Source organism: Sphingobium sp. PNB (assembly GCF_019873065.1).
Classification (GTDB): Bacteria; Pseudomonadota; Alphaproteobacteria; order Sphingomonadales; family Sphingomonadaceae; genus Sphingobium; species Sphingobium fuliginis.
Window position 1 is genome coordinate 1 of record NZ_JAINEZ010000019.1, and the last position, 16986, is coordinate 16986.

General features: G+C 65.4%; 13 protein-coding genes and 2 pseudogenes. 9 read left to right on the forward strand and 6 right to left on the reverse strand.

The annotated features are described in order from the left end of the window. Positions 1-70: 70 nt before the first annotated feature. Positions 71-508: pseudogene (locus K7W03_RS08870) on the forward strand (IS5 family transposase); the annotation flags it as partial. 18 nt (positions 509-526) lie between these two features. Here the strand turns inward: K7W03_RS08870 and K7W03_RS08875 are convergent. Together K7W03_RS08875 and K7W03_RS08880 are read right to left on the reverse strand one after the other, a co-directional pair. Continuing rightward, the gene (locus tag K7W03_RS08875; protein WP_226869943.1) at positions 527-1633 is read right to left on the reverse strand and encodes a sigma-54 interaction domain-containing protein; all 1107 of its coding nucleotides are present in this window, start codon (positions 1631-1633) and stop codon (positions 527-529) included. An 87-nt stretch (positions 1634-1720) separates the two neighbouring features. After that, the gene (locus K7W03_RS08880; RefSeq protein WP_044661918.1) at positions 1721-2767 is read right to left on the reverse strand and encodes an ABC transporter substrate-binding protein; all 1047 of its coding nucleotides are present in this window, start codon (positions 2765-2767) and stop codon (positions 1721-1723) included. Positions 2768-3037: 270 nt separating this feature from the next. On the opposite strand from K7W03_RS08880, the gene K7W03_RS08885 reads away from it, so the two are divergent. The 7 genes from K7W03_RS08885 to K7W03_RS08915 are packed head-to-tail and all read left to right on the forward strand — an operon-like array spanning position 3038 to position 9279. Then, positions 3038-4150, forward strand: a complete 1113-nt coding sequence (locus K7W03_RS08885) for an ABC transporter substrate-binding protein (RefSeq protein WP_319024302.1) — start codon at positions 3038-3040, stop codon at positions 4148-4150. Continuing rightward, a complete protein-coding gene (locus K7W03_RS08890; RefSeq protein ID WP_044661920.1) occupies positions 4150-4911 on the forward strand; it encodes an ABC transporter permease in 762 nt (253 codons plus the stop codon). The genes K7W03_RS08885 and K7W03_RS08890 overlap by 1 nt, the downstream gene beginning before the upstream one ends. Then, positions 4908-5678, forward strand: a complete 771-nt coding sequence (locus K7W03_RS08895) for an ABC transporter permease (protein WP_226869945.1) — start codon at positions 4908-4910, stop codon at positions 5676-5678. Before K7W03_RS08890 ends, K7W03_RS08895 begins: the two co-directional genes overlap by 4 nt. 14 nt (positions 5679-5692) lie before the next feature. After that, positions 5693-6547 carry an ABC transporter ATP-binding protein gene (locus tag K7W03_RS08900; protein WP_222886093.1) on the forward strand — a complete coding sequence of 285 codons (855 nt, stop codon included), beginning with the start codon at positions 5693-5695 and terminating at the stop codon, positions 6545-6547. Continuing rightward, positions 6547-7155: a nitroreductase family protein gene (locus K7W03_RS08905; RefSeq protein WP_222886094.1), complete on the forward strand. Its 609-nt coding sequence runs from the start codon at positions 6547-6549 to the stop codon at positions 7153-7155. The genes K7W03_RS08900 and K7W03_RS08905 overlap by 1 nt, the downstream gene beginning before the upstream one ends. After that, the gene (locus K7W03_RS08910) at positions 7152-8108 is read left to right on the forward strand and encodes an LLM class flavin-dependent oxidoreductase (protein WP_222886095.1); all 957 of its coding nucleotides are present in this window, start codon (positions 7152-7154) and stop codon (positions 8106-8108) included. The genes K7W03_RS08905 and K7W03_RS08910 overlap by 4 nt, the downstream gene beginning before the upstream one ends. A gap of 13 nt (positions 8109-8121) precedes the next feature. Further along, positions 8122-9279, forward strand: coding sequence for an LLM class flavin-dependent oxidoreductase (locus K7W03_RS08915; protein WP_222886096.1), 1158 nt, complete (start codon positions 8122-8124; stop codon positions 9277-9279). Between the two features lie 125 nt (positions 9280-9404). On the opposite strand, the pseudogene K7W03_RS08925 reads toward K7W03_RS08915, so the two are convergent. The 3 genes and pseudogenes from K7W03_RS08925 to K7W03_RS08935 all read right to left on the reverse strand — a co-directional run bounded on the left by K7W03_RS08925 (position 9405) and on the right by K7W03_RS08935 (position 14276). Next, positions 9405-11668 (reverse strand): annotated as a pseudogene (locus K7W03_RS08925) (TonB-dependent receptor). Between the two features lie 266 nt (positions 11669-11934). Next, on the reverse strand, positions 11935-13323 hold the full coding sequence (gene chrA / locus K7W03_RS08930; protein WP_222886098.1) for a chromate efflux transporter: 1389 nt from the start codon (positions 13321-13323) through the stop codon (positions 11935-11937). Beyond that, positions 13320-14276 carry a chromate resistance protein ChrB domain-containing protein gene (locus K7W03_RS08935; protein ID WP_140041553.1) on the reverse strand — a complete coding sequence of 319 codons (957 nt, stop codon included), beginning with the start codon at positions 14274-14276 and terminating at the stop codon, positions 13320-13322. Before K7W03_RS08935 ends, chrA begins: the two co-directional genes overlap by 4 nt. A 46-nt stretch (positions 14277-14322) precedes the next feature. Here K7W03_RS08935 and K7W03_RS08940 point away from each other — a divergent pair, with 46 nt between their 5' ends. After that, positions 14323-15672 (forward strand): alginate export family protein, encoded by a 1350-nt coding sequence (locus tag K7W03_RS08940; RefSeq protein WP_222886099.1) that lies wholly within the window; start codon positions 14323-14325, stop codon positions 15670-15672. A gap of 67 nt (positions 15673-15739) precedes the next feature. On the opposite strand, the gene K7W03_RS08945 is transcribed toward K7W03_RS08940, so the two are convergent. Beyond that, the gene (locus tag K7W03_RS08945; protein ID WP_222886100.1) at positions 15740-16984 is read right to left on the reverse strand and encodes an MgtC/SapB family protein; all 1245 of its coding nucleotides are present in this window, start codon (positions 16982-16984) and stop codon (positions 15740-15742) included. Positions 16985-16986: the final 2 nt, after the last annotated feature.

Consider the following 16986-nt stretch of genomic DNA (forward strand, 5'->3'; position numbering starts at 1 on the left):
CATGACCCTTGCTCCTTTCGCAAACGGCCTGCTGCCGTAAGGCAACAACGCTCAGTTAAGGGGCGAGCCATCCATAAAGGGGGGCGCTCAAGCCCAGGCTCTCGGGCGCTCGCGAGGCGGGTTCGGCACCAAGATCCATGCCGTAGTCGATGCCTTGGGCTTGCCGATCCGCTTCATCCTCGGCCCCGGACAGCAAAACGACATGGCGCCCGCCTGCGATCTGATCCGCGGCATCCCGGCTGGCAAGGTTCTGGCTGATCGGGCCTATGACGCCGACAGTTTGCACGATCTCATCTACGAGCAAGGCGGCGAGCCGGTCATCCCACCTCGCCGCCATCGCAAATATCAGCACCACTATGATCGCATCGCCTACAAACAGCGTTGGGGCATCGAGGGCTTCTTCGCCAAGCTCAAGCAGTGGCGCCGCATCGCAACACGCTATGACAAACTCGCCGCAAACTTCCTCGGCTTCGTCAAACTCGCCAGCATCATGCTATGGCTCAAATGATTAAATCGTCACTACTGCCTAGAGCAAATTCAGATTCTTCAGATATGTGCGCACCACATTGCGAGTGATGCCCAATGCTTCGGCGGTCTTGATCTGATTTCCATGGCATTGATGAAAGGCCTCCGTTATCGTGAAGGCCACCAGCCGGTCGAGCAGATGATCGTGCCCGCCATTCAGCAGCCGAGCGACGAAGGGCCTTGCCGCCTCTTCCAGCGCCGCGGGGTCGGCGGTCGGAACAGTCAATTCGCTGAGGTTGCCAAGACCGAGGTCGGCCGGCTGGATGCGCCCGCCCTCGCAGATCAGAGCGGCACGATGGATCGCATTTTCCAACTCGCGAATATTGCCGGGCCAACCATGGCGGAACAACGCCTCCTCGGCCGCCGCGCTCAGTTCCAGCCGGTTCACGCCTGCCTTTGCACCATAGATTTCAAGGAAATGGCGCGCCAGGGGAAGAATATCGGCTCTGCGCTCCCGCAGTGGCAGAAGGGGGATGGATACGACCTGCAGGCGATAGAAAAGATCTGAACGGAAACGACCCTCGTTGACCGCCTGCTGCAATTCGACATTGGTCGCTGCGATGACGCGGACATTGAGCGGCACGGCCTTGCGCGAGCCCAGCCGAACGACTTCCCGTTCCTGCAATACCCGCAAGAGCTTCACCTGCAAGGGCAGGGAAAGGTCGCCCAGTTCGTCCAGGAACAACGTTCCGCCATTGGCCGCCTCGAACCATCCCGCCCGCGCGACATTGGCGCCGGTGAACGCGCCCTTTTCATAACCGAACAATTCGCCTTCGATCAGCGATTCGGAAAAGGCGCCGCAATTGACCGCAACGAAAGGCGTATGCGCCCGGTCGCTGAGGCTGTGCACATAGCGCGCGACCAGCTCCTTGCCGGTGCCGGTCTCCCCCATGATGAGGACATTGGCGTCGCTCGGGGCGACCCGCTCGATCAGCGGCAGCAGGGCGCGGGATCGTGGATCGTTGAAGATCAGCGCCCGGGCGCGAGGTCCCACGGCATGATGTCGAGCGCAATCATAGGCCAGCAGCGGACGGCCATCGTCGTTCTTGGCCGATACCAGACCCACTTCGGCCCGGTCTGCGGCGCGGCTGTGCGAACTGTTCCTCATAGCGTCTCCATCCCTGGCAGACATCAGGATAGCAGGTAATTGTCTTCTGAATTAGTAGAAAATAAAGTTTGGAGCCTAGCTGAGCTTTCAGTGAGACGGCCGGAGAGGGGTGGCCAGTTCCGCGCGCCGCTTCATGACGCTGCGCAAGGGTTCCGCGCAGATCCAGCCATCGACATCCACAGGCGCTTCCAGAAATCCATGCAGCCACAGGAAATGCGCCTGAATCTTCAACATCTCCACGCGTTCATCCGACAGGTCGGGATGCAGGGCGCGATGGAAATTGTTGCGATAGGCCGCCTCTACGCCCTCCATGCCGGATAAGGTTTCCTGGGCAAGGATGGCGTTGAGGTCGGATGGATGGGCAGCCGCCCAATCGGCGGCACGCAAGCTCTGTTCCAGGAAGCGCTCGACCAGCGCCGGATGATGATCGATCATATGTTGGTGGACGACGATGGGGCGCGGCGTCCCGTTGTTCACCCGGGCGAGGCGACTGGGATAGGCATCGAGATCGATGCCTATCTCCAGCCCCAGGCGCTGCGCGGCTTCGGCGCCGGCCGCGCCCTTCACATATACGGCGTCGACCCGGCCCGCCGCCAGCCACTCCAGGCCCAGCCAGAGGCGGCGCATCCCTTCGACGCTGGCCTGTTCGACGGGCGGGGCGGGGATTTCGATCAACTGCACGTCTTCCAGCGCAAGGCCGCCCAAAGCGAGAGCGCTCTTGATGCCGTGCAGCGCCATGCCGCGGGCGATGCTCTCGCCATGGGTACGGCCATAGCCGGGCAGGGCGAAGCGAAGCCCTTCGAGATCGGCAGGGTCCATGACGCCGACATCGGGCCTGACCATGATCGCCTGCCGCTCATCGATCCAGGTCAGCCCGATCACTCGCGTCGGCGCACCCAACGCCCGCGCCGCCAGCGCCTGTATATTGCCACCCTCGCGAAACAGATGGCGCGCCTGGTTTTCCGGATCGCTCGCGACCAGATTGAGGCCGAGTTCCTGAACCCGTCTGACGCTGATGCCGTCCTGTGCGAACGCCTCGGCCATCCAGCCTTTGGCGCAGGCCACGCCGGACGCTGCCGGTACCGGGCAGCGCGTCACCCAGACGCTGTCCAGAGGCGCGACCTTATTTGCCATTCCTGTTTCTCCACCTGTAGGCCGGCCTTCCCGACACCGACATAGGAATATATCCGTCGCAAGGCTCGTGCCAAAAGCCGCGATGCGGATGCGGAACGGTTCCGGGGCTCATCGCCGCTTCATTTCGCGCAATCGCGCGGTCGCCGCTGCGGCAAAATCACCAGCACGCAATCGCTGCTGCCTTGGCCGGCCCGCACGGGACCGCCGGATTATCCGGTTGGCACATGACGTGCATCGGATGGGGGCAGAGCCTTCAACGGAGCCTGCATAGTGGCCAATCAGAATAGCGCGTCTTTTCTTTCCCGCCTTCGTCAATGGCTGACCGCCGCCATGGCGCTGCTGGGCTCTGCCCTGCTTGCAGGCTGCGGCGGGTCCGGCGGCGGAGACGGCGAGGTGGTCAAGACCCTGACCATCGCGTCCATCGCCTATCCCTATCAGGGCAAGCAGGTGTTCAACGGCCTGAACGGCGTCGTCATCCAGCAGGGCTGGCTGAAGGAGCAACTGGCGAAGAAGGGGGTCGAGCTGGTCTTCACCCCGGTCTCTACCGCCGTGGGCGGGCCGCTCATCAACGAAGGCTTTTCCGGCAAACGGATCGACTTCGCCTCCTATGGCGATTTCCCCGCCGCCATCGCCGTCGCTGGCGGCGTGCCGCTGAAGATCGTGGCGCCGGTGGGGCAGGGGCAGGACGTCTATATCGTCGCGCGCAAGGGGCTGGCGGCGAAAAGCCTGGCCGACCTCAAGGGCAAGCGGATCGCGCTCCATCGCGGACGGCCCTGGGAACTGCCCTTTTCCAAGCTGGTCGACAGCAGCGGCCTGAAGCTCGATGACTTCAAGATCGTCAACATCAACCCCTCGGCCACGCCCGCCGCGCTGGAATCCGGCAGCGTCGACGCCGCCGTGCTGCTGTCCGACGGGCTGCTGGTCGAGCAGAAGGGCATTGGCCATGTGATCTGGTCGACCAGGGATGCGCCCGCCGACTGGAAGATGCGCGCCGAACTGTTCGGCCGGGCGGACTTTGTCGACGCGCATCCGGAGCTGACCCAATTGGTGGTGGACGCCTTCGTCCGTGCCGCCGCATGGTCCTCCGACGAAGCGAACAAGGCCGAAGTCATCCGCAAGGCCGCGCGCGGCGCCCTGCCGGAAGACATTGTGGCGAAGGATTATGCCAATAGCGGCATCCCCTGGCGGGAGCGTTTCTCGCCGGTCTTCAATCCGGCGGTGCTGGCGCATTACCGTTCGGTCGCGGATTATGCGCTGGAACGCGGCCTGATCCGCAAGAAAGTGGATGCCGATGCGCTGATCGATGAACGTTTCGTCGACAAGGCGCTCAGGGATTTGAAGCTGGAGCAGTTCTGGGCGCATGATGGCGGGGGGCAGGGCTGATGGCTTTCCCGCAAGGCAAGGCCGTCGCAGCAGCCTGGGCCGCGCCGGTCGCGCTGCTGGCGCTCTGGCAGGTCGCCTGCCTCAGCGGCCTGTTCCCGCCGCAAGTGCTGGTGCCGCCCAGCGTCGTCGCCCAGGCGCTGGCCGACATGGCCGCATCCGGCGAGTTGCAGCGGCATGTCGGGGACAGCCTCTATCGGCTGCTGGTCGGCTTCGCCATCGGCGCGGGCGCGGGCATGGTCTTCGGCGCGGCGCTGGCACTGTCGCGGCTGGTCGAAGCCGTCCTGTCGCCGCTTTTCCTGACGCTCTGGCAGGTGCCCGTCATCGCCTTCGTGCCGCTGATGGTCATGTTCCTGGGGATCGATGAGCCCTTCAAGATCGCGGTCGTCGCCATCGCCGCCTTCTTCCCGATGGCGCTCGCCACCTTCGACGGCATCCGGGGCGTGCCGCGCAACTGGTTCGACGTCGCGAAAGTCTATCGCCTGAGCCTGCTCCAGTTGATCCGCCGCATCCTGCTGCCCGCCACCGTGCCCGCCGTGCTCACCGGCCTGCGGATTTCCCTGACCCGCGCCTGGGTCGTGCTGGTGGCGGCGGAGCTGCTCGCGGCGGACAGCGGCATCGGCCAGATGATGGAGATGGGGCGGCAATTGTTCCAGATCGACGTCGTGCTGGCGGGCGTGGTCGTCAGCGGTCTCATCGGCTTCCTGCTCGATCGCGGCGCCCGCTGGGTCGAAAGCCGCGCCACCCGCTGGAGGACGGCATGAAGGATCAACTCGCCCGCTGGCCTGTCCGGCTCGTTATCGGCCTTGTCGCGCCATTGCTCTTCATCCTCCTGTGGCAGTGGCAAACGAGCGCCCATTCGGTGACCTTCGCGCCGCCTTCTGCCGTCGCCTCCGCGCTGGCCGACCTGCTGCGCAGCGGCGACCTGCTGCGCGACACGCTGGCCACGCTGCAACGCGCCTTCACCGGCCTTGCCATCGGCGCGCCGCTGGGCGTGGCGGCGGGGATCGCGATGGGCATATGGAAGCCGGTCGACCGGCTGCTGGGGCCGCTGCTTCACGCGCTGCGGCAGGTGCCGATGATCGGTTGGCTGCCCCTGATCGGCCTCTGGTTCGGGGTGGGCGAGGGGACGGAGCTGATCGTCGTTGCCATGTCCGCTTTCTTCCCCTCCATGCTCAACAGCCACGCCGGGGTCGCGCAGGTCGAGCGCCGCTATCTGGAGGTCGGCGGCATCTACCGCTTCACCACGCTCCAGCGCATCCGCTTCATCCTGCTGCCCGCCGCCATGCCGCTGGTGCTGACCGGCATCACCCAGGCGCTGGCCTTTGCCTGGATTTCCACCATCGGCACCGAATTGCTGACGGGCGCGGGGTCGGGGCTGGGCGTCGCGATGCAGACCGCGCAGGTCCAGCAGCGGCTCGACATCATACTGGTGGTGATCGGCGTCACCGCCGCGCTCGGCTTCCTCATCAACCAGTTGTTCCGCAGCCTGCGCCAGTCCCTGCTGCGCTGGCAACCTGCTCAATCATGATCCGGAGAAACGGCATGAACCCCCATCCCCATGCCCGCGAAGACCTTGCCCAAGCCGCCGTAGGCCGGGGCGCGCTGACCGTCAGCGGTCTCGACAAGAGCTTCGACATCGGCGGCAAGCCGCGCAAGATATTGGACGGCATCAACCTGAACGTCCGCCCCGGCGAGTTCGTCAGCATCGTCGGCGCGTCGGGCTGCGGCAAGTCGACGCTGCTGCGCCTGATCGCGGGCCTCGACACCGATTATAGCGGCGAACTGCGGCTGGACGGCGACCGGATCGCCACCACCAGCCTGGACCGGGGCATCGTGTTCCAGGATCACCGGCTCTTCCCTTGGATGACGCTGGAGCAGAATGTCGAACTGGCCCTGCTCAACACCGATACGCCGAAATCGCGCCGGGCGCAGATCGTGGCCGATCATATCGCGCTGGTGAACCTGAAGGGTTTCGAAAAAGCCTATCCCCACCAGCTTTCCGGCGGCATGGCGCAGCGCGCCGCCATCGCCCGCGCCCTGGTGACGGAGCCCAAGCTGCTGCTGCTCGACGAGCCTCTGGGCGCGCTCGACGCGCTGACCCGCGTCCATGTGCAGAATGAACTGCAGCGCATCTGGATGGCGCAGCGCTCGACCATGGTGATGGTGACGCATGATGTGGAAGAGGCGCTGTACCTGGGCGACCGGGTGATCGTGATGTCGCCCAATCCCGGCCGCATCCGCCGCATCGTGGAAGTCGACCTGCCCCATCCCCGCGACCGTCGCGCCCCGCTGCTGCATCGGTTGAAGGACGAGATATTGGCCGAACTCACCTCAGGCGCGGACGCCGCCGAAAGCGCGGACAATCTCGTCCATCTGCCCAGCCGGGAGGCGCGCTGATGAGCCGCGCCGCCGATCATCCCATCGATCCGCTTTTCACCGATCGCTGGTCACCGCGCAGCTTCACCGGAGAAGCGGTGCCGGATGCCGTGCTGCGCAGCGCTTTCGAAGCGGCTCGCTGGGCGCCCTCCGCGATGAACGCGCAGCCATGGCGTTTCCTCGTCGCGCGACCGGGCGATCAATGGTGGGAGGCCTATCTCGCCTTCCTGATGCCGCGCAACCGCCTCTGGGCGGCGAAGGCGTCGGCGCTGGTGCTGATCCTGTCGGCGCGGGCACTGGAACGACGCGGCGAATGGGTCGCCAATGGCTCGCACAGTTTCGACGCGGGCGCGGCCTGGGCCAATTTCGCGCATCAGGCGCTGCTGCTGGGATGGCATACCCATGGCATTGGCGGCTTCGACCGGGAAGCGGCGCGGCAAGGGCTGAACATCCCGCAGGATTTCGCCATCGAAGCCGTCATCGCGCTCGGCCGCAAGGGCGATCTGGCAGGGCTGGACCCCGAATTCCATGGCGCCGAAGCCCCCAATGGCCGCCGCCCGCTCGATGAAACCGTCTTTGCCGGAACGCTCGAACAGCCGGCCTTTGCCAAGGAAAGGGACGTCGCATGACGCTCAACATCCACTGGCGGCTCGATCCCGCCGCCGATCCGCAACGTTCGGAGCCGGGCGCATGGCGCCCCCTGCCTGCGCTGGCGCGGGACCGCCGAACGAGTACGCAGAATCGCTTCGACTATTATGTCCAGGTCGCGCAGGCCGCAGCGCAGACGGCGTTCGACGGGCTGTTCGTGCGCCACCGCATCGCGGCCGATGAAAGCCGCATCATCGCCGCCATCGTCGCCCGCGCCGTGCCGCGCCTGAATGTCGTGCCCGAATTTCCCGCCTCGGTCGGATCGGCGGTCTATGCCGCCAAGCAGGCGACGACCTTCCAGCGCGCAACGCATGGCCGCCTCGGCTGGGCGATCGCGCCCGATGCCGATCCGGCCAGCCGCCGGGCCGAAGCCGATTTCGTCGAGGATGGCCATCTTCCGCAAAGGCTGGAGGAATTTCTGACCGTGGCGCGCGGCGTGCACGAACAGCGCCCGTTCAGCTACAAGGGCGCTCATTTCGAGGTCGAGAATGGCGGTTTCGAAGCGCCGCTCAATCGCGTGGCCTTCCCCCGCATTTTCCTGCAAGGCGAAGGGGAGGAAGCGCTGGCGCTTTCCGCTCGCCATGCCGACGTCCATCTGTTCCAGCCTGCCTTTGCCGAGACGCTGGCCAATGATATTGCCCGGCTGAACGCGCTGGCGAAGGGACGCCATGTCGAGGCCGGGCTGATCCAGCCACTCCTGGTGCGCGAGGACCGGGAGAGTGCAGAGCGCGACGCGCAACGCCTGCCGCTCGCTCCGGGCACGCTGATCGCCAGCTATGACGAAGCTGCCGAGCGGCTTGCGGGCTTTGCAGCATCCGGGATCACGCAACTGGTGCTGGAGGCAGTTCCCTCGCTGGAGGAAGCCTATGGCATTGGCCAGCATCTTCTGCCTCGCCTGCGCGCCCTTACCGGCGTCGCGCAACAGGCCGCCTGAGGAGACCATCCCCATGTCCATCGACTTTTACTGGCGCCTGCCGACCCATGGCTGCCACAACAGCATCCAGACCAGCGGCTATGAGCGCGGTGACTGGTCGCCCCTAAAGCCCGGCAATATCGCCCCCGGCCTCACCCGCGAGGGAGATGTCGACCCGTTCACCTATATCGACCATCTGGCGGCCATTGCGCAGGCGGCGGAGAGCGTCGGCTTTCAGGGCGGGCTGATCCCGTCCTTCCCCAATACCGACGATCCGTGGGTCATCTCCTCGCTGCTGGCGCGGGAGACGAAAAGCTTCCGCTTCATGATCGCCTTCCAGCCCGGCTTCGGCAATCCGGTCCATACGGCGCGCATGGCCGCCAGCCTGCAACGCGCGACCGGCGGGCGGCTGCTGTTCAACATCATTACCGGCGGCGGCGGCCCGGCCCAGCTCTGGTGGGGCGACAGCTTCGCCCATGACGACCGTTATGGACGCACCAGCGAATTTCTCGACATCTTCAAGGGCGTCTGGGAGTCCTCCGACTTCTCCTATGACGGGCGTTTCTACCAGTTGCGCGACGGCGGGCTCGCGCCGGTCCTTCAGGGCGAGGAATTTCCGGAGATCTGGTTCTCCGGATCGTCCGACGCGGCGCTCCAGACCGCGGCGCGCCATGCGGACTATTATCTTTCCTGGCTGGAGCCGTTCGACCAGCTTGGCGACAAGTTCGCCCGCGTCAAGGAACGCACGGCGGCACTGGGCGGAGAGCAGAAATGCGCGGTGCGCGTCGATCTGGTCGCCCGCGCGACAGAAGAGGAAGCCTGGGCCGACATCGCCAAGGGCTTCGACAATGTGAGCGAGGAAACCCGCCAGCGCTGGCGCGGGCAGGCGACGGACTCCGTGGGCGCCGCCCGTCAGGCCGCGCTCCGCCCGACCGATGCGCGGCGCTGTGACGAACTGATCGTCGCGCCCAATCTCTGGGGCGGCTTCAACCTGCTGCGCGGCGGCCCCGCATTGGGGATCGTCGGCAGCTATGAGCAATGCGCGGCCCGTCTGGACGAGCTGATCGCGCGGGGAACCGACGCCTTCATCCTGGCGGGCACGCCGCATCTGGAGGAAGCCTATCGCGTGGGCGAGGAAGTGCTGCCGTTGCTCGGCCGTCAGGCTCAGGCCTTGCTGGCCGCCGCGGAATAGCCGATGGAATAGAGACACCGTGCTCCTGCCTTCGCAAGAGTTCGGGAAGCAAAAGGGCGCCGGGAAATCCTCCCGGCGCCCTTTTATTTTGAAGAAAGGCCGGGGACCACCCGGCCTCCCTCCCATCAGAAGCGGAACAGCGCCGCCACGCCCGCCGTGCGCGGATCGGCCCAGGCAACCGTATCGCCGGTCACGCCCTGCGCCGCATTGGCGGCGGGCAGCGAGTGGTTCAGATAGCGGACGTCGAACAGATTGTTGACGAAGCCCGTCACGCTTAGCTTCTCGTCCGGCGTCGTGTAGGTGGCGCGGATATTGGTCAGCGTATAGGGCTTCTGCGCCAGATAATAGCGGTTCACCGTGTCCTGCGGCGTCACATAATAATATTGCCGCGACTGGTACCGCGCATCCGCCGCCAGTTCCAGCGTGCCCAGCTCCGCCAGCGGGAAGCGATAGGAGCCGCCGACATTCAGCGTCACCTTGGGCGAACGGACGAAGCGCGCACCCGCCAGGCTGGTCGTGCTGTTCTGAACGATGAAGCGCGTATATTCGGTGTCGAGCAGGCCCAGCGCCGCGTTGAACTTCAGCCCCTCGACCGGCGCCAGCGCCAGTTCGAACTCCGCGCCGTCGACCTTCGCCTTCGCCGCATTCTGGAGGTAGGAGACGTCGCGCCGCCGACCGCGCCCGGATTGGGGCCGACGACATTCACCTGCACATCCTTATAGTCATAATGGAAGGCGGTGGCGTTGAAGGTCAGCAGCCCGTCGAACCAGCTCGACTTGTAACCGATCTCATAGGCGTCCAGTTTCTCCGGCCGCACCGCCGTCAAGGCCACGGGCAGGGTCGCGGCGGTATTGAAGCCGCCCGACTTCACCCCATGCGAGAATTTCGCGTAGATCAGATTGTCGCGGTCGATGTTCCAGGACGGTGTCACATCATAGGTGAAGGCGTCCCATGTGCGCTTGAGATCATTGCTGAAGGTGCCCGCGCCGCCGATGCTGCCGGTATAGCTGTTCCACCACTGCGCATAGTTGCTCCAGGTGAAGACCGCGCCCGGCGTCGTCGCGGCTGGGGATGCCCGGCGGTCGAAGTCCAGCGTCTTCGTCTCCCGCGTCCAGCGCCCGCCCAGCGTCAGCTTGAGCGCGTCGGTGAAGCGGAAGGTCGTGCTGCCGAACACCGCGCCGCTTTCGGCCTTGTGGCGATAGGCCGTGTCGCTGAAGGCGAGGGCAGGGCCCGTGGGCGTGATCGCCTGAGCCGGCACCGCGCCCTGCGGCAGCGTGGCGGAGAAGGCGTTCGACCGGATCTTCTCGTTGAAATAGAAGGCGCCGACGATCCAGCTCAGCCGGTCCTCGCCGGAAGACGCCAGCCGCAATTCTTGCGTCCACTGGCTGGAACGCGCCTGCGTATAGCTGCGCGAGATCTCCAGCGGCGTATAGTCGGTGTCGCCCGCGCCGCGCGTGGTGAACCGTTCATAGCCGGCGATCCAGGTCAGCGCCGCGTTGCCCAGATCCCAGTCGACATGCAGCGACCCGCCGAACTGCTTGTTGCGGCTATATTCGGGCGCGTTGGTGCTGATGTCGTTGATGTCGGTCGACGGCGCATAGCGGTTGCGGACCTCGCCGCTGGGGAGGTAGCTGGCCGTCGTCCAATAGGTGCCGTTGGTGTCGTAGTCGCGATAATGGACGCTGAGCAGCGCCTGCAGATTGTCGGTCGGCTTGGCCAGCAACTGGCCGCGGATCACATTGTCCTTGATCTCGTTCGACTTGTTGCCGGTATAGAGATTGTCGAACCGCCCGCCGCGATCGTCGAAGCGGAAGGACACGCGCGCCGCCAGCTTGTCGTCGACCAAAGTGGTGCCGATGCCGCCTTCCGCGATCTTGTTGTCGAAGCTGCCATATTCCAGCTTCACATAATTGTCGTCCTGGCCATTCAGCGAGGGACGCTTGGAGATGATGTTGACCGCGCCTCCGGTGGTGTTCTTGCCCCAGAGCGTGCCCTGCGGACCGCGCAGCACTTCCACCCGCTCCAGGTCGAACAGCGGCAGGCCGGTGGCGCTGCTGTTGCTGATATAGACGTCGTCCAGATAGAAGCCGACCGGATTGGCGAGGTCGAGCTGCTGCTGGCCGGCGCCGACGCCGCGAATCCACCAGCGCGGGCGGCCATGCTGCTGCGTGCCGGCGGAGGCGTTGGGAACATAGTTCAGCACCTCATTGGCCGACCGGCCGAGGCCGCCGACGCTGAACAGATCCTTGTCGAAGGCGGTGACGGCCACCGGGACGTCCTGCAACCGTTCCTCGCGGCGCTGGGCGGTGACGACGATGCCTGCTCCGGCGTCCGCATCCGCCACTTCGGCCGGGACGGCGGGCGTTTCTTCGGCATGGGCGCCGGTCACATATGCCGCTGCAAGCAAGGCCAGGGCACTTGCGCCAAGGGCATGGCGGAACCGTGGTGAAAGACTGATTGTGGACAAGGAGATTCCCCCATTGGTTGAAACATGTCCGCATTGCGCGGATCGGACGGGGGAACCGAAGCAAAGCCTATGCCACTTTCATAAGACGATGAATTTAAATGAGATTATTTCTTACTCGTTCAATGGATGGTTGAAATCGCGCAGCGGAACAGGCCATGCTGCTATCTCCGCAGCAGCATGGCCGGTGCTCAGACGAGAAGGATATAGGCGGCCCCGATGCCCGCGCAGGCGCCCAGGACGGGCAGCACGCCGATCTTGAACCGGAACACCGCAATCACCGCGCCCACCGACAGCAGCACGGCGGGAATATTGACGCTGGACAGCACGGGCAGGTCGATCCCGCCAATCCGCTGGACCTGCCGGAAGAGCGTATGAATGGCGAACCAGATGGCGAGGTTCAGGATTACGCCCACCACGGCCGCCGTGATCGCCGTCAGCGCCGCCGACAGCGCCGGGTTGCCGCGCAGACGTTCGATGAAGGGCGCGCCGGCGAAGATCCACAGGAAGCAGGGAACGAACGTCACCCAGGTGGTGAGGATCGCGCCCAGCGTTGCGGCAACCAGCGGGTGCAGCATGCCGGAGTCGCGAAACGCTGCCAGGAAACCCACGAACTGCGTCACCATGATCAGCGGCCCCGGCGTCGTTTCCGCCATGCCCAGCCCGTCCAGCATTTCGCCGGGTTGGAGCCAGCCGAAGGTGCCCACCGCCTCCTGCGCGACATAGGCGAGTACGGCATAGGCGCCGCCGAAGGTGACGACCGCCATCTGGCTGAAGAAACTGGCGATATGGGTGAATATATTATCCGGCCCCAGCGTCAGGAACAGGGCCAGCACCGGCCCCAGCCACAGCAGCAGAAACAGCGCCGAGATACGCAGCGACCAGCCGAGATGGGGGCGGGCGTGGTCGGGCAACTGCTCGCCCAGCGCCGTGTCGCGATCATGGATGACATGGCCGCCCGCCGGGCCATGACCGCCCCCACCCTGAAACACCGCCAGACCGCTGCGTCCTCCGATGAAGCCGATGAGGCCCGCCGCCAGCACGATCAGCGGGAACGGCGCGCCCAGGAAGAAGATCGCCACGAACGCCGCAGCGGCGATCCCGCGCATCGCATCGTTCTTCAATGCCCGCGATCCGACCCGGACCACCGCCTGCATCACGATGGCCAGCACCGCCGCCTTCAGGCCGAAGAACAGCCCTTCGATGATCGGCACATGGCCCAGCAACACATAGATGTAACTAAGGCCCAATATGGCGAGAAAACCCGGCAGCACGAACAATATGCCCGCGATCTTCCCGCCCTTCGTCTTGTGCAGGAGCCAGCCGATATAGATGGCGAGCTGCTGCGCCTCCGGCCCCGGCAGCAACATGCAATAGTTGAGCGCATGGAGGAACCGCTCTTCCCCGATCCAGCGCTTTTCCTCGACCAATAGCCGGTGCATCACGGCGATCTGTCCGGCCGGTCCGCCGAAGCTGAGCGCCGCGATCCGCGCCCACAGGCGCGTCGCTTCGCCCAAGGAAATGCCGTGATGCCCGTCGTAAGACGGGACCGCAGGGGTGGAGGATGCGCTTGCCGTCATCGATCCGTCCTTCTGTTGCTGAAAAAGGCATGGAACTGGTTGAGCGCATCGCTCGCCATGACGATGCGCTGGAGGTCGTCGTCGGTCGAGGCGCAGACGCCGGACAATATGGCGCCCAGGCCCGGGGTTTCCGGGCGTGCGAACCTGCCGTCCGCGATGTCGAGGTCATGGATGATCTCACCGATTGCGACCAGGGCCGGGTCGTCCAGAAGGCCGGCGCGCAGCAGCAAGGTTTCGAAGCTGCACCGGTCGCCTTCATGGGTGAATTCGGCGTCGGCCATGTCGAAGCGCAATTCACCCTCCGCCGGATCGTAACGGCGGCTGTCGACGAATTTGAAGCGGGCCTCCGGGTCGATGAAGCGGCGGATCAGCCATGCGCAGGCGATGCGATCGACATGGACGCCGCTGCGCGTCACCCAGGTCCGGTTGGTAAGATCGGTCGCTTCGGTTGCGGCGGCCGGATCGGTGCGGCTGACGTCCGGATGCTGGTAGCGTTGCCGATCCAGTTCCGCGAGCGCAGCTTCGGCCTGCTGCCGCCCTGGCGCGCCGAAGAAGTCGAGCCGCCCGACATCCTCCAGCCGCTTCTGCAGCCGGGCGATGTCCGTTCCGCTGGCGGGCCCTGTTTCCAGCAGGCGGCGGGCGGCCTGGGCGATCTCCTCATAATCCGTGCGCCGCGCTGCATCGAACAGGGCTCGGACGTCGCCGTCTGACAGGCCGGCCAGTAATCGCGCTTCGATCAGCGTCGCTTCGCCGCCATTGTCGACGATCTCCGCCATAAGGCTGTTGAAGGCGGCGGCGCTTTCCCCCGAACAAGGAAGCACATGGACTGCATTTTTGAGCGGCACCGCGCCGATGGCTTGCAGGCGGCGCCAGATCTTCACCCGCAGATAAGGCGGCTTGGCGGGAAGTTGATGCAGCAATGCGAGCCATGGGGTGGCGTCGGTCATGGTCATGATGCATATGTATCAATGAAGATGATTCGAAGAAACAGGAATATCAATGATCCGGATTTCTCCCTTGGCGATGGCAAGCGCGGCGGCAATCGCCTTCGTCGGAGCGCGGCCTGCTCATGCGCAGGATGACGGTCTTGCCTTAAGCGGCAGCGTGCGCCTGCGGGTCGAGGAGATTGAGGGGCAGGCCCGCGCAGGGTTCGACCGCAAGGACAGCCTGTTCAACATCCGCACGCAGCTCATGGCCGAATACCGTTCGGGCGCGTTCAGGGCCGGGGCGGAGCTGTTTGACAGCAGGGCCTATGGCGCCGACGCGGGCACGCCAATCTCCACCAATGAAATCAATGCGATGGAGCTCGTTCAGGCCTATGTCGCGGGGGACATCGATGAACCGCTGGGCAAGGGCAGCAAGCTTGGCCTGATGGCCGGGCGATTCATGTTGAACCTGGGTTCCCGCCGGCTCGTCGCTGCGGACGATTATCGCAACACCACCAATGGCTATACCGGCCTGCGGGCCGACCTGACCGCGCCGCGCGGGGTGAAGGCGGTCTTCATCTATACCCTGCCGCAGCAGCGGCGGCCGGACGATGCGGAGGGTGTCCGCAACAAGCGGGTGAGGTTCGATCATGAGGGCTTCGATCTGGTGCTGTGGGGCGGCATCGTCAGCAAGGCCAAGGCGATCGGCCCGGCCATGGCGGAACTCACCTATTTCCACCTGGGCGAACGGGACGAACCGGGGCGGCCGACGCGGGACAGGTCGCTCGACACATTCGGTGGACGCATCATCAGCGAACCGGAAACGGGACGGTTCGACTATGAGGTCGAGGCCTTTTACCAGACGGGCAGCGTCAGCGCGTCTCTCGCGCCCGGCGCGGCACGCCAGTCCGTCGCCGCCAGCTTCCTGCACGTCGATGCCGGTTACAGCTTCAGCGGACCCTGGAAGCCCCGCCTGTCGCTGGAATTCGACCGGGCGAGCGGAGACGGGCGGGGAGAGCGCCAGGGCCGCTTCGACACGCTGTTCGGCATGCGCCGGGCGGACCTTGCCCCGGCGGGACTGTACAATGCCCTGGCGCGCACCAATATCATGACGCCCGGCATCAGGCTGGAGGCGACACCCGACAAGCGGTGGGACTGGTTCGCGACCTATCGCGCCTTGTGGCTGGCGTCGCGGACGGATGCCTTTTCCTCCACGGGGGTGCGGGACGCCAGCGGTCGGTCGGGCAGCTTCGCGGGCCATCAGGTGGAAGGGCGGGTCCGCTACTGGATCGTTCCGTCGCGGCTGCGGTTCGAATTCGACGGGCTGCTGCTGGCCAAGGGGCGGTTCCTGCGGGACGCGCCCAATGCGACGGCAGGGAAGTGGACGCGCTATACCTCCTTCAACCTGACCGCGAGTTTTTAGGCTCCGGCTTTTGGCAGCATGTGCTGAAGCATGCTTTGCCTCCATTCCCGCGGACTGGTTGCATCTTTTAAAGGATTGCCCGTCCCGCCAGGCTGATGGCGGCCGCCACCAGCGCGGCGAAGAGTGGCAGGGCCGCCCTGACGCCGCCATGGCCCCAGCCAATGACCATGGTCATCATTGCCTTGGCAAGGGTGTTGGCAAGGACGGCACTGCCCAGGATCAGCCCTGCGACATGATCGTCGAGCAGGTCGGGTGGCAGCCCGGCCATGGTCATGACCGCCGCGTCCACGTCCGATATGCCGGTCAGCGTCAGCACGACGGCCATGCCCTGCTGTCCGAAACGCACGAGCGCCCACCGGGCTGCGAGCGACAATCCCGCCACCAGCGCCGCCAGCATGAGCGCCGGCCCGAAGCCGAGCGGGTTGGAAAGCCCCATGCCGTTTCCCGCTCCGCCATGCCGACGCCAGGCCACCAGTGCGAAAGCCACGGCGACAAGCGTTGCGGGCGCCATGGTCAGGGCCAGCGTGGGCAGCGCGCGCGGAATGAGGACGAGTGCCACCAGTTGGACGCGCACGAACATGACGATGGACGCCACCGCTATGCCGGCCGACAACAGGGACCGCGCGCCCGGCTCATCGCGCAGCCGGCGAGCATAGTCGGCGGTCACCGCCGTGGAGGAGACGATGGCTCCCGTCAGCGCCACCAGCAATATGCCCCGGTCTTGGCCGAAGCGGCGCGACACCGCATAGCCCGCGAAGGACAGGCCCATCACGAACACGACGACCATCCAGATGTTCCGGGGGTTCCAGGCGTCATAGGGGCCATAGGCGGCATCGGGCAGCAGCGGCAGGATGATCAGCGCGACCAGCAGGAAGCGCGAGACGCTTTCTATCTCGCTCTCGTCCATGCCCCGCAGCATGGCGTGCATCGATTGCCTAGCGCTCAATATCGCGAAGGTCGCCGCGCCGATGGCCAAACCCAGCGCAGGCGCGATCCGGGTGGCGCAGAAACTTGCGCCAAAGGTCAGCAGCCCGGCGAGCGTTGTGGTGGCAGACAGATGCTCCTGATCGGCGCTGCGCGAATAGCCGATGGTCAATATGGCCGCGACTCCCATGCCCAGCGTGGCCGCGACGATGTCGGGCGCCAATCCTCCCATCCCGCCCAGCAGGCCGATCAGGCCGAAGGTCCGAAATCCCGCCACCCGGCGGCCCTTGCCGAGTTCCCGCTGGGTCCAGCCGCGCTCAAGCCCCACCAGCAATCCGATGGCGATGGAGGCGATCATCGCCAGATAGGGCTGGCCGATGTCGGGCATGC

Bases quoted from the DNA above. Each gene is read 5' to 3' on its own strand.
- K7W03_RS08875 (WP_226869943.1), bottom strand. From the start codon at position 1,633: ATGAGGAACAGTTCGCACAGCCGCGCCGCAGACCGGGCCGAAGTGGGT.
- K7W03_RS08880 (WP_044661918.1), bottom strand. From the start codon at position 2,767: ATGGCAAATAAGGTCGCGCCTCTGGACAGCGTCTGGGTGACGCGCTGC.
- K7W03_RS08890 (WP_044661920.1), top strand. From the start codon at position 4,150: ATGGCTTTCCCGCAAGGCAAGGCCGTCGCAGCAGCCTGGGCCGCGCCG.
- K7W03_RS08895 (WP_226869945.1), top strand. From the start codon at position 4,908: ATGAAGGATCAACTCGCCCGCTGGCCTGTCCGGCTCGTTATCGGCCTT.
- K7W03_RS08900 (WP_222886093.1), top strand. From the start codon at position 5,693: ATGAACCCCCATCCCCATGCCCGCGAAGACCTTGCCCAAGCCGCCGTA.
- K7W03_RS08905 (WP_222886094.1), top strand. From the start codon at position 6,547: ATGAGCCGCGCCGCCGATCATCCCATCGATCCGCTTTTCACCGATCGC.
- K7W03_RS08910 (WP_222886095.1), top strand. From the start codon at position 7,152: ATGACGCTCAACATCCACTGGCGGCTCGATCCCGCCGCCGATCCGCAA.
- K7W03_RS08915 (WP_222886096.1), top strand. From the start codon at position 8,122: ATGTCCATCGACTTTTACTGGCGCCTGCCGACCCATGGCTGCCACAAC.
- chrA (WP_222886098.1), bottom strand. From the start codon at position 13,323: ATGACGGCAAGCGCATCCTCCACCCCTGCGGTCCCGTCTTACGACGGG.
- K7W03_RS08935 (WP_140041553.1), bottom strand. From the start codon at position 14,276: ATGACCATGACCGACGCCACCCCATGGCTCGCATTGCTGCATCAACTT.
- K7W03_RS08940 (WP_222886099.1), top strand. From the start codon at position 14,323: ATGATCCGGATTTCTCCCTTGGCGATGGCAAGCGCGGCGGCAATCGCC.
- K7W03_RS08945 (WP_222886100.1), bottom strand. From the start codon at position 16,984: ATGCCCGACATCGGCCAGCCCTATCTGGCGATGATCGCCTCCATCGCC.